This window comes from Kitasatospora sp. NPDC018619 (assembly GCF_044391605.1).
GTDB lineage: Bacteria > Actinomycetota > Actinomycetes > Streptomycetales > Streptomycetaceae > Kitasatospora.
This window is the reverse complement of sequence record NZ_JBISAI010000011.1, coordinates 189,489-204,298: the sequence shown is the minus strand read 5'-3', so window position 1 is coordinate 204,298 and position 14,810 is coordinate 189,489. Positions and strand designations below refer to the sequence as shown.

The following is a 14,810-nucleotide window of genomic DNA, read 5'->3' as shown; positions in this document are numbered from 1 at the left end:
CGCGCTCACGAGGATACGACCACCGCCGCCCACTGCTCCGTCCGGGTCGGCCGGGCCTGCCCGTGGACCGGGCCTTCCGGGTCGTCCTACGCGTCCGGCCCGGGCGCGCCGCCCCGTCCGTCCGGCCCCTCCAGCCGCTCCGGCCCGTCCGCCCCGTCCGGCTTCCGCAGCGAGACCGGCTGCTGCGCCCCGCCGGCCGGGTGCGCCAGGATCTCCAGCACCACCCGGCCGTCCACCGTCTCCTGGGCGACGAGCAGCGCCGCCAGCTCGTCCAGGTGGTGCCGGTGCTCGGTGAGCAGGTCGACGGCCCGCCGCTCGGCGCCGCGCAGCAGACCGGCCACCGCCTCGTCCACGGCGCGCTGGGTCTGCTCGGAGTACGGGCGGCGCAGCAGGTCCTCGGGGTTGTCGCCGAGGTAGTGCGGGGTGCCGCTGGAGTAGCCGACCGGGCCGAGTTCCGGGGAGAGGCCGAACTCGCGGACCATCCGGGTGGCGACGGAGGTGGCGTTGGCGAGGTCGTTGGCGGCGCCGGTGGAGCCCTCGCCGAACACCACCAGTTCCGCTGCCCGGCCGCCGAGCTGGACGGTGAGCAGGTCGGTCAGGTAGCCCTCGCTGTACAGGTGCCGTTCGGCCTCGGGCAGCTGCTCGGTGGCGCCGAGGGCGACGCCCGCCGGGAGGATGGTCACCTTGGCGACCGGGTCGGCGTGCTCGCACAACGCGGCCATCAGCGCGTGTCCGGACTCGTGCACCGCGACGGCGTGCCGCTCCTCGGGGAGCAGCGCGTTGGAGGACTCCCGGCGGCCGAGCAGTACCCGGTCGCGGGCGGCGTCGAGGTCGTCGGCGGTGAGGGTGGCCCGGTCGGCGCGCACTGCGTTGATGGCGGCCTCGTTGACCAGGTTGGCGAGGTCGGCGCCGGAGAAGCCGGGGGTTCCGCGCGCGAGCCGTCCGAGGTCGACGTCCGGGGCCAGGGTCTTGCCCCGGGCGTGCACGGCGAGGATGGCGGCCCGCTCGGCCTGGTTGGGCAGCGGGACGGTGACCTGCCGGTCGAAGCGGCCGGGGCGCAGCAGGGCCGGGTCGAGGGCGTCCGGGCGGTTGGTGGCGGCGATCACGACGATGCCGGTGCTCTGGTCGAAGCCGTCCATCTCGGCCAGCAGCTGGTTCAACGTCTGCTCGCGCTCGTCGTTGCCGCCGAGCCGGGTGCCGCCCGCCCGGCGGCCGCCGACGGCGTCGATCTCGTCGATGAAGATGATCGACGGCGCACGTTTGCGGGCCTCGTCGAAGAGGTCGCGGACCCTGGAGGCGCCGACGCCGACGAACATCTCCACGAAGCCGGAGCCGGTCACCGAGAGGAAGGGCACCGAGGCCTCGCCGGCGACGGCCCGGGCGAGCAGGGTCTTGCCGGTGCCGGGCGGCCCGACCATGATCACCCCGCGTGGCCCCTTGGCCCCCGCGGCGGCGTACCGCTCCGGGCTGCGCAGGAAGTCGACCACCTCGCTGACCTCCTGTTTCACCCCCTCGTACCCGGCCACGTCGGAGAACCCGGTGTTCGGCCGCTCGGCCTCGATGATCTTCGCCCGGGACCGCCCGATGGCGCTCAGACCGCCGCCCAGCGAGCGGGCCGCCATCCGGCCGGACCAGAGGAAGAGCGCGCCGAAGACCAGCAGCGGCAGGAACAGCAGCAGGGTGGACCAGATCGAGCTGCCGCTGCTGCTCCGGCTGCCGGTGACGGTCACGCCGTGGGCGGAGAGGGCGCCGCTGAGCTGGGAGGTGTCCAGGGCGGTGGGGATCTGGCTGGTGAACCGGGTGCCGTCCTTGAGCGTGCCGCTCACCGCGCCGGTGTCGCTGACGTCCACGGTCTGCACCTGGCCGGCGTCCACCCGGTGCACGAAGTCGGTGTAGCCGTAGCGGGTGCCGGGCTTGCCGGGGTTGGAGAAGAGCACCAGCAGGAGCAGCGTCACCAGCACGGCGACGGGCAGCAGCCAGCGGCGCCAGGAGGGCGGCGGGGGCTTGGCCGGGCCGCCCGGGCCCTGGTTCCGCTCCGGCCCCTGGGGGCGGCCCCAGCCCTGCCCGGGGCCGGAGCCGGGAGCGGGCCCCGGGCCGGGCCCGGGGCCGGGCGGGGTGGCGGGGTGGCGGGCAGCGCGCAGCCGGATCCGTACGATCATCCACGCTCACCGCCTCTCGGGGGCGGACGGCCTCCGCTCCTCCATGGTCGGACTCTCCGCGCCCGGACGGGAGGCCGGCCGAGGCCTCCGGTGCCCTCCGCGGCGTGCCCTGCCGCCCTCCTCGCTCAAGCTTCCTCGCCCCGGGGGCCGTCGGCACCCGGAGGCCTGCCGGGGCCGTTCGTCACCCGGTGCGGCCACCCGGTCGTTCGTCACCCGGTGCGGCCACCCGGTCGGCACGGGACGGCGGACGGCGGGCCGTGCCCGGGACGGCGGGCCGTACGCGCACGACGGCCGGGGTTCAGGAGAAGTCGAGCCCGCCCGTCCGGGTCCGCTTGAGCTCGAAGAACTTCGGGTACCCGGCCAGCAGCCGCACGCCCTCGAACACCCGCAGGGCGTCCTCGCCGCGCGGGATGGCGCTCAGCACCGGGCCGAAGAAGGCGACGCCGTCCACGTGGATGGTCGGTGTGCCGACCTCCTCGCCGACCGGGTCCATGCCCTCGTGGTGGCTCTTGCGCAGGGCCTCGTCGTACGCGGTGCTGTCCGCCGCCCCGGCCAGTTCCTCCGGCAGGCCTGCCGCCGCCAGCGCCTCCCGGATCAGGGCGTCGTCGGCGGCCCGGTCCTGGTCGTGCAGCCGGGTGCCGAGCTCGGTGTACAGCTCGCGCAGCACCTGCGGGCCGTGCTCCTCGGCGGCGGCGATGCAGACCCGCACGGGGCCCCAGCCGGTCGTCATCAGGCGCTGGTAGCGCTCCGGCAGGTCGGTGCGGCCCTCGTTGAGCACGGACAGGCTCATCACCCGGAAGTTCAGGTCGAGTTCGCGCTGCCGCTCGACCTCCAGGATCCACCGGGAGGTGATCCAGGCGAACGGGCAGACGGGGTCGAAGTAGAAGTCGACCTTGACGGTGTCGCGGTCGCGGTCGGCGCTGTTCGTCGCATTGTCGGTCACACCGGAGAGGCTAGTGACCGGGTGGACCACTCTCCAGAGCCAATCGACAGCCGCTCTGGTGGGCCACTTCCCTCCCCTCTCCGCTGCCCCACCACTGTTCCCCACTGCTCGGCCGCTGTTCCCTGGCCCCGTCCCGGACCGTCGTCCGCCCAGCCGGCCGTCGTGCGCCCAGCCGGCCGTCGCCCGCTCAGCCGCACGTCGTCCCGTCCGCCGGCACCGTCCCGTCCAGCAGGTAGGCGTCCACCGTCTGCTTCAGGCACGGGTTGCCGGTGTTGTAGCCGCCGTGGCCCTCGCCCTGCAGCGTGACGGTGACGCCGACGCCCGCGCCGAGCTGCTGCGCCATCGTGCGGGCGCCCTCCACCGGGGTGGCCGGGTCGCCTGTGGTGCCGACCACCAGGACCGGGGCGGCGCCCGGCGCGGAGACCTCGGGGTGGGCCGACTTGCCGGGCACCGGCCAGCCGGTGCAGCCGGTCAGGCCCCAGGCGGTGTAGTCCCCGAACACCGGGGAGGCGGCGCGGAACCGCGGCAGCTGCTGCTCCACGTCCTGGTCGGAGTAGCGCTGCCGGGCGTCCACGCAGCTGATCGCCCGGTTCGCGGCGTTCAGGTTGCTGTAGTGCCCCTGCGCGTCCCGCCCGTTCAACCCGTCGGCGAGCTGGAGCAGCGTGTCCCCGGTCCCCTGCTCCAGCGCCTCGGTGAGCCCGGAGGCCAGCGCGGGCCAGGTCTCCTGGCTGTACAGGGCGCCCGCGATGCCGGTGATCGCCAGGCTCTCGGTGAGCTGCCGCCCCTGCGCGGTGGGCAGTGGCGACTGCGCCAGCTTCCGCACCAGGGCGGCGACCTTCGCGGTGCCGTCGTCGCCGCCCGCACCGGTCGGGCAGGCGGCCCCGGCCTGGGCGGCGCAGGCCTTCATGAAGTCGCCGAGCGCGAGCTGGAAGCCCTGGGCCTGGCCGAGCGCGGCCTGCTGCGGGTCCTTGGTGGGGTCGACCACCGAGTCCAGCACCATCCGGCCGACCTGCTGCGGGAACAGGTGCGCGTAGACGCCGCCGAGCTGGGTGCCGTAGCTGATGCCGAAGTAGGACAGCTTTCCGTCGCCGAGCACCTGCCGCATCAGGTCCATGTCGCGCGCGGCGCTCTCGGTGTCCACGTACGGCAGCACCGCGCCGGAGTTGTGCTCGCAGGCGGCGACGAACCGGGCGTTGGCGTCGTCCAGGGCCTTCACCCCGTCGGGGGTGTCGGGCGTGCTGTCGGCGGCGGTGGCGGCGTCCGTCGCCCGGTCGTCCAGGCAGCTCACCCCGGCGCTGGCACCGACCCCGCGCGGGTCGAAACCCACCAGGTCGTAGCGGGTGTTGAGGGACGAGTAGGTCGCCGCCAGGGCCGGCAGGGTGGCCACACCGGAGGCGCCGGGGCCGCCGAAGTTGAACAGCAGCGAGCCGATCCGGTGCTGCTCGTCCTTGGCCCGACTGCGGATCAGCGCCAGGCCGATCGTCGCGCCGTCCGGTTTGGCGTGGTCGAGCGGGGCCTTGAGGGTGGCGCACTGCCAGTCGGCGGGGGGTGCGGTGCCCGCGCCCTGGCCGCTGGTGGGGGCCGCGCAGGCGTGCCAGTCCAGTTGCTGGGCGGCCGGCCCGGTGGCGGCCGTGGTGCCGGTGGGTGCGCCGGTGGCCGGGGAGGTGGGCGCGGGCTCGACGGCGGCGGACCCGGCGCCCTGACAGCCGGTGGCGGCGGTGAGCAGCAGGGCGGCGAGGCCGAACGCTCCGGCGCCGCGGACGACGGTGTGCATCGGGTGGGGTCCACCTCTCGGTCGGCCGGACACCCCGGCGCACGGTCTCGGGCCCGCCGGACACCCGGCACGCCGCGGGGCGGCGTACGCCCGGCGCCCGGCTCGTCGACGCACCACAGACCCTAGGGCGCCGGGCCCGCCGGCGCCCTGCGGAAACCTCCGGACGGGGGCGTGCGCCGAGGCGGCTGCCATCGGCCGACGGGGTGAAGGCGCCGGTGGGCGCGGCGCGGACGTGGGGGCTGGACGGGGCCCGCCCCTGCCGATCGGCAGGGGCGGCCCTCGGGGCTGCGCCTCGGGAACCTCCCGATCTGCACATGTGCGTCGGGTCGGCGGCAGGCAAGGATGACGGTCGTCGGGCCCCACCGGTGGGGCCCGGAGAGGAGCCCCGCCGTGACCACCCTGTCCCTGTCCGCGTCCCTTCCCTCCGCGTCCCTTCCCTCCGTACTCCTGTCGTCCCTCGTCCTCCCGTTCCCCTTCCTTTTCCTCCCCTTCCTGCTCCCGTGCTTCGCCCGGGGAGCCGCCGGCTGCCGGTTCGGCCGCTCAGCGCAGCGCCATGTCCGGGGTTCCCCGCACCGCGTACGCCAGCAGGCGCAGCCCCCCGAGGGCGTCCCGGGGCAGGCTCAGCCCGAAGCGCTGTTCGACGGCGCCGAGGGTGCGGCGGCGGGCCGTCCCGTCGGGTTCCGGCCCCCGGCTGCGGGTGGTCACGCCGTCGGCTTCCAGGACTCCGGCGGCGACGAGGTCGGGCACCAGCAGGTCCGGTTCCCGGCCCCAGCGCCAGCGCTCCTCGCCGAGGCCGAACCCGCACAGCACGGCGCCGTCCCTGGCGTAGTCGAGCAGGGCCGGCTGCTGTTCCGGCATCGGACGGAAGTGCACCACCTCGACTTCGTCGCGGGCTATCTCGGTGATCAGTTCACCGCCGGTGGAGTCGCCGTACTCGATCGCGAACGACCAGCCGGCGCACGCGCCGACCCGGATCACGCCGTCGCCCTCGTCGCCGGGGCGGTAGACCTCGATGTCCAGGTCCCGGATCTCGGAGTCGCTGATCGGCTCGGTCGCGGTGGCCGGGTCGGCGCCCATCCGACGGGCGAGTTCCTCGGGCGTGATCCCCCGGGCGAAGAGGACACCGCCGACCTCACCGTCCGTTTCGGCTCCGCCCGTTGCGGCTCCACCCGTCGACGGCCGGCCGGTCCTCAGCCGTCCGATCTCCGCGAGCCACCGGATCCCGTCGCCGTCCTGTCCCGCTCCCCCGTGCGTGCCATCGGTCATCCCGCCCTCCCCTCGCGCGCGGCCTGCGGTGGCCGGGCGCGCCCGTGGGCACCCTAACCGACCGGGCCGACGCCCGGCCGCCGGTCGCCCAACCACCGCCGGAAGCGGCCGTGCGCGGGCCGACAACCATCCTCGATCGATCGGAAGGAGACCGATCCGAAGCCGAACACACCCGGCCCCGGCCGGAGTTGTCCCGGGTGTCTCCCGGGGACCCGAGGCACACCCGGGGCACACCCGGGGCACTCACTCGGAGTCGGCCGGCACCTGCTGCCCCACCGCTTCGAACAGCAGCTTCGCCGCCACCATCGCCCCGTCGGTGCGGATGCCGCCCGCCACGGCCTCCGCCCGAGCCCGGGTCTCGGGCGCCAGGGCCGTGGTGAGGGCGGCGGAGAGCGACTCGACGGTCGGCGTGGGGTCGAGGTGGGCCGCCCCGAGGCCCAACCGGGCCACCCGGGCGGCCCAGTACGGCTGGTCGGCGATCCGGGGGACGACCACCTGCGGCACGCCCGCCGCGGCCGCGGTGGTCGTGGTGCCCGCACCGCCGTGGTGGACGACGGCGGCCACCCGGCGGAACAGCGCCTGCTGGTTCACCTCACCGACGACGTGGCAGTCCTCGCCGTCGTCGACCGCGGCGAGCCCGGCCCAGCCGCGGGCGAGGATCACACGGCGGCCGTGCGCGCGGCCAGCTTCGACGGCCACCCTCGCGATGCCCTCGGGGGCGTGCGCGGCCATGCTGCCGAAGCCCACGTACACGGGCGGCTCGCCGGCGGCGAGGAACGCCTCCAGATCGTCCGGGAGCGGGCGGTCGTCGGGCAGGATCCACGCCCCGGTCGGCAGCACGTCGAGCTCCGTCATGCCCTCCGACGGGCACAGCACCGGGTCCGCCGCCAGCCACGGCCGCGCGGTGAAGACGTGGTCGCGGACGTTCTCCACCGGCGGCAGGCCGATCGCCGCCCGGTGGCTGTTGAGCGCCTCCTGGTACAGCCCGTTCACCCGCTGGGCGTCCTGCTCCCAGAGCTTCCGGTAGTCGGTCTCGCCCTCCGGGGAGGGCGTGCCCGGCCGCCGCCCGGGCGGGAAGTGCCGCGAGGGCAGTCCGAAGATCTGGAAGCACGCCAACACGTAGGGCAGGCCGAGCTTCTCGGCGACGTCCCGGGCACCGGCCGGCATCAGACCGGTCGCCAGCACCACGTCACAGCCCTCGGCCGCCGCGGTCAGCGTCTCGAAGCGCGCGGCGACGAGCTCCGGGGCGAGCCGGAAGGCGTCCTGCGCCGTCGGCGGCTTCGGTCCGGCCACCACCGAGTGCACCGTCGGGCCGAGCGGCACCGACTGCGCCCCCGCCCGCGCCAGCACAGCAGCGAACTCCTCGTCCGGCGGCACGCACACCCGCGCCTCCGCGCCCAGCCGCCGCAGCGCCGCCGCCAGCCCCGCCAGCGGCTCGACATCCCCCCGCGATCCCCACGACGTCATCAGTACGCGCATCTCACGTCTCCCGTTTCCGCAGGTCATGGCCTTACGGCCGGGATTGTGCGCCATCCCGGGGGCCTTGCCGCAAGCCCCCGGGCACGGTATAGCTTGATAGTGGCAGGAGGATTCAGTCCTCCCGCCCTTTTCTTTGGCCGCCCGGTCCTGCTCCTTCCCCCGAACCGGCCGCATCGGCGCATTTCCCCACCCGCCGCCTCCGCGCCGGGGGTTCCGCACACCGCAGCACCCCCGGCCCCACCGCCCCGGCCTCACTCCCGCCGACGACGCATCAGCACCGCGTACAGCACCGCCGCCACCGTCATGCCCGCCGGCAGTGCGAGGTCCGCCCCGGCCAGGGCGGCGAGCGGGCCGGTGTAGAGGGTGTCGACACCGAGGGCCGCGGCCGTGACACCGCCCCCGATGGCGATGGCGCCGGCCGGGTTGACGCCGCCGCGGTACCAGAAGGCGCTGCCGGGGCTCTCGTCGCCGAGCGCGCGGCCGTCGTAGCGGTTGCGGCGCAGCAGGATGTCGGTGGCGTAGACGGCGGTGCTGGGGCCGAGGAGGACGACGGTCAGCTGGAGCACGTTGCTGACGGTGTCGAGGAAGTTGGAGACCAGCAGGGCGTACAGCGTCAGCGACACCGCGACCGCGCCGTCCAGCAGCACGCTGCGGGTGCGCCGGATGCGGATGCCGACGGCCTGGAGGGCGAGGCCGGCGCTGTAGGCGGTGAGGGCGTTGACGGCGATGGTGCCGACCACGAGGGAGAGCAGGAAGACGGGGTCGAACCACCCGGGCAGGATCTGCCGGAGCGCCGCCTGGGGGTCGGTCATGTCGACGGCGGTGGCCCCGAGCACGCCGAGGCCGCCGACCACCACGCTGGGCAGGAAGCCGCCGAGGGCAGTCCAGCCGAGGACGGCGCGGGGGGCGGTGGTGGCGGGCAGGTAGCGGGAGAAGTCCGCGCTGGTGGTGTACGAGAGCGGGCCGGAGGCGATCAGCGTGATGCCGGCCAGGACGGCCGCCCAGAGCCGGCCGCCGGTGAGCGGTTCGGGCTGGCTCCAGCCGAGGTCGGCGTGGGTGACGATGGCGTAGCCGACCACCGCGAAGGCCGCGGTGAGGGCGAGCGTGATCGGCAGGTAGAGCCGGACGATCAGGGCGTGCCCGTACACGCTGATGGCGAGGGTGAGCACGACGATCGCGATCACGATGGTGATCTTGATCGGGACGGTCGGGGAGATCCCGGCCTCCTCGGCGAGCGAGAAGGCGGCGACGGCCGCCGCGGCGAGGTTCAGCGCGAAGTAGCAGACGGAGATCATCCAGCCGGTGACGGCGTTGTTCACCCGGTTGCCCCGGATGCCGTACATGGCGCGGGTGATCACCTCGCTGGGCGCGCCGGCGGCCGGTCCGGAGACCGCGAGCAGGCCGGTGCCCAGCCAGCACAGGTTGCCGAGGACGACCACGGCGAAGGCCTGCCAGGGGCCGAGTCCGCTGAGGACCAGGGCGCCGCCGACCACCAGGTTGAGGTAGTTGACGCTCGCGGCCGCCCAGACCGGGAACAGTTCGCGGGCGCGGCCGCGCCGCTCGTCCTCCGGGATGTGGTCGATGCCGTGGACCTCGACCCGCCCGCCGCGCTCCCGCTGGAGCGCGGTGCCCGGGGGTGGCGGGAGGTCCGGTGGGGTGTGGGGGTGGTCCGGGAGCGTGGACGCCATTGGGGGCCCTCCGTGGGGGTGTCGTGCCCACCTGCTTGCTTATTGGTCGCACACTCAATAGCATCCGGCACATGTCGTCAAGCGTTCAGCGCAAACGGGTCCGCAAGTCCGCCGAGGACCGCCGGGCGGAGATCGTCGGCGCCGCGGCCGAGGTCGCCCTCACCGAGGGCCTGGAGTGCATCACCCTGCGCCGGATCGCCGACCAGCTGGCCGTCCGGCCGGGCCTGATCAGCCACTACTTCCCCGCCGTCGAGGACCTCGTCGCCGAGGCCTTCGGCAGCGCCGCCACCGCCGAGCTGGAGGCGCTGCTGCCCACCGAGCCGCAGGACGGGTCCCCCCTGCGGCACCTCGTCCGCTTCTTCGCCCGCACCACCGGCCCGGCCTACGACGACATGAGCCGGCTCTGGCTCAACGCCCGCCACCTCAGCCGCTACCGCCCCGTCCTGCGCGAGCGCGTGCTCGACCAGGAGTCCGGCTGGCGCGGCCGGCTCGGCGGCGTGATCGCCGCCGGGGTCGAACAGGGCGAGTTCCGCACCGCGGACCCGGAGCTGACGGCCGTCCGGATCCTCGTCGTGATCGACGGCCTGGCCGTCCACGCCAACACCGGCCTGCGCGACCACCCGGCCTCCGCCACCCGGCTCGCCGCCGCCACCGCCGAACGCGAACTGGGCCTGGCCGACGGCGCGTTGGACCCCACGGCCCCCACGGAGCCTACGGACCCGACGGACCCGACGGACCCCACGTAGCCCGTGGCCGCGTCCGGCACCCCGCCGGACCTCACCCCCTCCTCACCCCCACCCCCACCCCCGCAGCACCGCTGGAGCCGAAGTGCGCACCTCCCTGGTCCTCCTCTCCGCCCGCCTGCTCGACCCCGCCTCCGGCGGCTTCCTCCCACAGACCGCCCTCGCCGTCGTGGACGGCCGGATCGCCGCCCTCGGCGACGACCGCACCGTCCGCGCGCTCGCCGGTCCCACGACCACCGTGATCGACCTCAAGGGCGCCGTGGTCACCCCCGGCCTGGTGGACGGCCACCTCCACCCGGTCACCGGCGCCGAGCTCACCCACGGCCTGGACCTCTCCGGCTGCACCGACCTGGCCGGCGTCCGCGCCGCCCTCGCCGCCGAGGTCGGCCGCCTAGCCCCCGGCACCTGGCTGCACGCCTGGGGCCTGGACCCGAACGTCTTCGGTGACCGGCCGGTCGAGTCCGCCGCGCTCGCGCCCGTCCTGGACGGCGTCCCGGCGCTGCTCCAGCTCTTCGACGCCCACTCCATGCTCGCCAGCCCGCGCGCCCTGGAGCTGGCCGGCGTGGACGGCCCGCGCACCTTCGACCAGGCCGCCGAAGTGGTCTGCGACGCCGCCGGCCGCCCCACCGGCCTGCTGCTGGAGGACGCCGCCTGCGAACTGGTCGAGCGCGCCGCCCCGCAGCCCACCCGCGCGGAGCGCCGCGAGCGCCTCGCCGCCGCGCTGCGGGCCATGGCCGCCACCGGTCTCACCGGCGGTCACGCGATGGACGCCAACGGCGACAGCCTCGACCTCTACGCCGAGCTGGACGCGGCGGGCGAGCTGCCACTGAGGCTGCGCGTCGCGCCCTGGTGCCAGCCCGGCGTGGACGCGGACGGGCTGGCCGCGCTGATCGCGCTGCAGGGCCGGGGCGGTCGGCTCTGGCGGGTGGCCGGCGTCAAGCTGTTCATGGACGGCACCATCGACAACGGCACCGCCTGGCTGGAGCACCCGGACCGCCAGGGAGAGTCCACCCACGCCTTCTGGCCGGACCCTGCGCACTACACCCACGTCATCCGGGAGCTGCACCGCGCGGGGGTGCCGACGGCCACTCACGCGATCGGCGACGCCGCCGTCCGGCACGCGCTCGACTCGATCGAGCAGGCGGCACACGGCGGCACGGCCAACGGCGGAAAGGCGCACGGCGGCTCCCCCATCCGCCACCGGATCGAGCACATCGAGACCGTCCCGGACGAGGTGGTCCGGCGCTTCGCCGAGCTGGGCGTGGTCGCCTCCATGCAGCCCACCCACTGCTGCGACTTCACCCGCGCCGACCACACCGACAACTGGTCCCGCCGCCTCGGCGAGGAGCGGGCCGACCGCGCCTGGCGCTGCCGGGACCTCTGGGACGCGGGCGCCACCGTCGTGCTGGGCTCGGACTGGCCGATCGCCCCCTACCCGCCCCTGGGCGTCATGGCGGGCGCCCGCCACCGCCGCCCCACCCGTGACCTGAGCCAGGCCCCGCACAACCCCGGCCAGGCGCTGACCGGTCTGGAGGCGCTGCTGGCGATGACCGCCCACCCCGCCCATGCGGCCGGCGAGGAGCAGCTGGCGGGCCGGATCACCGTCGGCCACCGCGCGGACCTCACCGTGTTCGCCGCCGACCCGCTCACCACCCCGGACACCGAACTGGCGGACGTGCCCGTCCTGCTGACCGTCCTGGACGGCCGCCCGACCCACCGGTCCGCCGCCCTCTGAACCGACCGCCGCGGGCCCGGGACCGCCCGCACAGCGGGGTGGTGGCGGCCCCCGGTGGCCCCGGCAGGACGCCGGGCGGCCCCTGCTCGGCGGGCCCGCGCCCCGGCCCCTCCGGCCCGGGCCACCGGATCGGCCGGGGGGCACAGCCCCAGGCCGATCCGGTGGCCTGCCTCAAGGCGCCGGCACCCCCGGCGTTCGAGGATCTCCTCACCGCCCCCGCACCGAGGCCGGGTCCACCAGTCGAGGAGCACCACGCATGACCGCACCCAGCGACGGCCGCCACCGCCCCCAACCGCCACCGTCACGGCCGCCGCCGTCCCGCCAGCCGACGCACCCTGCTCGCCGCCGCCGCGGCCGCCGCGTCGAGCGCCCTGCTCGCCCCGGCGGCGCGCGCCGACCAGTCGGCGGCCCGGCCCGGGCCGCCGACGGATCGTCCACCGTGGTCCGCGAACTCAACGCGCTCGCCCACCCGTTGCTGTCCACTGAGCCCGGGGGCCGGACGGGCGACCTGCGGCCGCTGAGCGCGCTGGTCGGCGACGCCGCGGTGGTGGGGCTCGGCGAGGCCACCCACGGCACCCACGAGTTCTTCACCATGAAGCAGCGGGCGTTCCGCCACCTCGTCGCGGAGAAGGGCTTCACCACCGTCGCGCTGGAGACGAGTTGGTCCGGGGGCTGCGGATCGACGACGACGTCCAGGGCCGCACCGGCGGCGACGCCCGGCAGCTGGTGAAGGACGCGATGGGTCGGTCCCCCTGGGAGCGCCGGGAGTTCGCCGACCTGATCGACCGGATGCGCGACCACAACCGCCACCGCCCGGGGCGCCGGGTCCACTGCGTCGGCGACGACCTGGACCTCCCCGCCATCGACGACCGGCTCTTCGACCGGGTGACCGCCTACGTGCGCGAGGCCGCGCCCGGCGTACAGCTGCCGCAGCTGGAGCAGCTGTACGCCGGGCTGCGCCCGTTCGACGGCGCCATCGGCTACCTCACCAGCGTCCGCTCGCCGGGCGCCGCCGCAACGCCACCGCGGCGCAGCGGACGCTGGAGCTGGTCACCGCCGCCGCCGGCGGGAACGGCCGCGGGAACGCGGGCGGCGGCGACGAGGCGTACGCGTCGGCGGTGCAGGACGCCCGGAGCATCCATCGCCCGGACCTTCGCCTTCAGCGCGGTGGACCCTGGAGGACGCCGCCGACCTGGCCGCGGTGCAGGAGCTCCGCGACCGGGCGATGGCTGACGACGTCCTGTGGTGGCATCGCCGCACCGGCGGGAAGGTGCTGCCGTCCGCGCACGACGGCCACGTCGGATACCGCAGCAGCAGGCCGGGGCTCCACCCCGGGCCCCAGGGCGAGTACCTGCGCGACGACCTCGGCGCGGGCTGCCTCGCCATGCGGGCTGCCTTCGACCGCGGCTCGTTCCTCACCAGGGGCGCCCCGTTCGCCCCCGACTGGAAGGTGGTCACCGTCCCCCCGGCCACCGCGGGCACGAACGAGCACCTCCTCGACCGGGTCCGTCCCCGTGACTACGACGTCGACCTGCGCTCCGCCCCGCCGGCCGCCCGCGCCCGGCTGGACACCGCCCGACCGACCTACGACGCCGGGACGGAGTTCCGCAGCGACCCGCTGCCGAGGCTGGCGATCGGCCCGGCCTACGACGCGCTGGTCCACCTCCGCGCGACCACCCCGGCCCGCCCGCTTCGAGCACCGTCGGCTGCCCCGCCGTTGCGGCTCCCCCGCCCTCCCGTCGGGCGAGGCCCGGCCACGGCGGGCGGGGCCGCGCCGCTCAGCCGGTGAACCGTCCGTCCCGCGCGACCACCCGCCCCGCGCGGACGACCAGTTCCCGCGCCGGCAGGTCGATCACCACCTGCGGCAGGCACTCGCCCGTCACCAGCATGAAGTCGGCGGGCGAGCCCGGCTCCAGGGTGGCGGCCGGCAGGTCCAGCAGTCCGGCGCCGCCGTCGGCCGCCAGGGCGAAGCAGTCGGCCAGCTGCTCGTCGGTGCGGGCGTCCGTGGTCCACCCGAGCAGGTGGGCACGGTGCAGCATGTCGGCGTTGCCGTACGGGCTCCAGGAGTCGCGCACGCCGTCCGAGCCCAGCCCGACCCGCACGCCGTGCGCCCGCAGCGCGCGGAACGGCAGCACCTGGTGGGCCGAGGGCGCCACGGTGGTGAGGCCGACGCCGGACTCGGCCAGCTCGGCGGCGAGGTCGGCGAGCGAGGCGCCGGTCAGCTCGGGGACGCAGAACGCGTGGCTGACGACCACCCGCCCGGCCAGTTTGGCCGCCCTGGTCCGGGCGGCGATGTCGCGCAGCGGGCCGAGGCCGCGCTCACCCCGGTCGTGCAGGTGGATGTCGAGGCGCAGCCCGTGCTGCTCGGCCAGGCCGAACACCAGCTCCAGCTGGGCGGGCCCCTCGCCGTCGGAGCCGTCGGCCGCGGCGCCGTCGAATCCCGCCGGGTCGATCCCGCCGACGGCGTCGACCAGCCCGCTCGCCGCGGCCTGCGCGAGCAGCGCGCCCGCGCCGGGCATCCGCCGCACCCCGTGCTGCGGGAAGGCCACCAGCTGGACGTCCAGCGCGCCGGCCAGCCGCTCGCGCGCCTCGGCGAGCCCGGTCACCCCGGCCAGCCCGTACGCGGGGGCGACGTCCACGTGCGCCCGCACGGCGCGGGTGCCGCACGCCACGGCGTGGCTCAGCAGCCGGTGGGCCCGGTCCGCGAGCGGGGTGCGCTGGTGCCGGTACAGGTCGACGTCGCCCTGCACGTACTCGGGCAGCGAGGCCGCCGGGCGCCGGCTGTACCAGGGCTCGCCCCAGGTGGTCTTGTCGGGGTGGATGTGCGCGTCCACCAGGGTGGGCAGCGCGATCCGGCCGCCGCCCTCGACCACTTCCGGCACCGTCCCGTCCGGCACCCGCTCGGCCAGCAGGCCGTCCACCGAGACCAGGTCGACGACCCGGTCCGCGCCGTGCGGGCGGACGTCCCGGAAGACGGTCACGGAGGGCGTGGTCACCGGCTGCTCGCTCTCACTCCGGCGGGC

General features: G+C 75.8%; 12 protein-coding genes. 5 read left to right on the top strand and 7 right to left on the bottom strand.

The genetic code is table 11. The features are described from left to right. Positions 1-86: 86 nt before the first annotated feature. The 6 genes from ftsH to ACH5AR_RS19570 form a co-directional block, all read right to left on the bottom strand. Positions 87-2,159, bottom strand: coding sequence for an ATP-dependent zinc metalloprotease FtsH (gene ftsH, locus ACH5AR_RS19595; RefSeq protein ID WP_396302681.1), 2,073 nt, complete (start codon positions 2,157-2,159; stop codon positions 87-89). A 298-nt stretch (positions 2,160-2,457) separates the two neighbouring features. Further along, complete coding sequence (locus ACH5AR_RS19590) at positions 2,458-3,102, bottom strand: DsbA family protein (RefSeq protein WP_396302680.1); 645 nt, start codon at positions 3,100-3,102, stop codon at positions 2,458-2,460. 187 nt (positions 3,103-3,289) lie between these two features. Next, the gene (locus tag ACH5AR_RS19585) at positions 3,290-4,876 is read right to left on the bottom strand and encodes an alpha/beta hydrolase (RefSeq protein WP_396302679.1); all 1,587 of its coding nucleotides are present in this window, start codon (positions 4,874-4,876) and stop codon (positions 3,290-3,292) included. 540 nt (positions 4,877-5,416) lie between these two features. Next, entirely contained in the window at positions 5,417-5,980 is a 564-nt protein-coding gene (locus ACH5AR_RS19580; protein ID WP_396302747.1) for a DUF6461 domain-containing protein, read from the bottom strand. A 405-nt stretch (positions 5,981-6,385) separates the two neighbouring features. Further along, positions 6,386-7,621, bottom strand: a complete 1,236-nt coding sequence (locus ACH5AR_RS19575; RefSeq protein ID WP_396302678.1) for a glycosyltransferase — start codon at positions 7,619-7,621, stop codon at positions 6,386-6,388. A gap of 251 nt (positions 7,622-7,872) precedes the next feature. Beyond that, positions 7,873-9,309, bottom strand: a complete 1,437-nt coding sequence (locus tag ACH5AR_RS19570; RefSeq protein ID WP_396302677.1) for a purine-cytosine permease family protein — start codon at positions 9,307-9,309, stop codon at positions 7,873-7,875. A 71-nt stretch (positions 9,310-9,380) separates the two neighbouring features. On the opposite strand from ACH5AR_RS19570, the gene ACH5AR_RS19565 reads away from it, so the two are divergent. The 5 genes from ACH5AR_RS19565 (at position 9,381) to ACH5AR_RS19545 (ending at position 13,576) form a co-directional block, all read left to right on the top strand. Then, positions 9,381-10,055, top strand: a complete 675-nt coding sequence (locus tag ACH5AR_RS19565; protein WP_396302676.1) for a TetR/AcrR family transcriptional regulator — start codon at positions 9,381-9,383, stop codon at positions 10,053-10,055. 82 nt (positions 10,056-10,137) lie between these two features. Next, positions 10,138-11,787, top strand: coding sequence for an amidohydrolase (locus ACH5AR_RS19560; RefSeq protein WP_396302675.1), 1,650 nt, complete (start codon positions 10,138-10,140; stop codon positions 11,785-11,787). 256 nt (positions 11,788-12,043) lie between these two features. Next, positions 12,044-12,517, top strand: coding sequence for a hypothetical protein (locus tag ACH5AR_RS19555; RefSeq protein ID WP_396302674.1), 474 nt, complete (start codon positions 12,044-12,046; stop codon positions 12,515-12,517). After that, positions 12,448-13,020: an erythromycin esterase family protein gene (locus tag ACH5AR_RS19550; protein ID WP_396302673.1), complete on the top strand. Its 573-nt coding sequence runs from the start codon at positions 12,448-12,450 to the stop codon at positions 13,018-13,020. The genes ACH5AR_RS19555 and ACH5AR_RS19550 overlap by 70 nt, the downstream gene beginning before the upstream one ends. Then, positions 13,013-13,576, top strand: coding sequence for an erythromycin esterase family protein (locus ACH5AR_RS19545; RefSeq protein WP_396302672.1), 564 nt, complete (start codon positions 13,013-13,015; stop codon positions 13,574-13,576). The genes ACH5AR_RS19550 and ACH5AR_RS19545 overlap by 8 nt, the downstream gene beginning before the upstream one ends. Here ACH5AR_RS19545 and ACH5AR_RS19540 read toward each other — a convergent pair. Further along, on the bottom strand, positions 13,566-14,783 hold the full coding sequence (locus tag ACH5AR_RS19540) for an amidohydrolase (protein ID WP_396302671.1): 1,218 nt from the start codon (positions 14,781-14,783) through the stop codon (positions 13,566-13,568). The two genes, ACH5AR_RS19545 and ACH5AR_RS19540, sit on opposite strands and share 11 nt — an antisense overlap. Positions 14,784-14,810 lie beyond the last annotated feature (27 nt).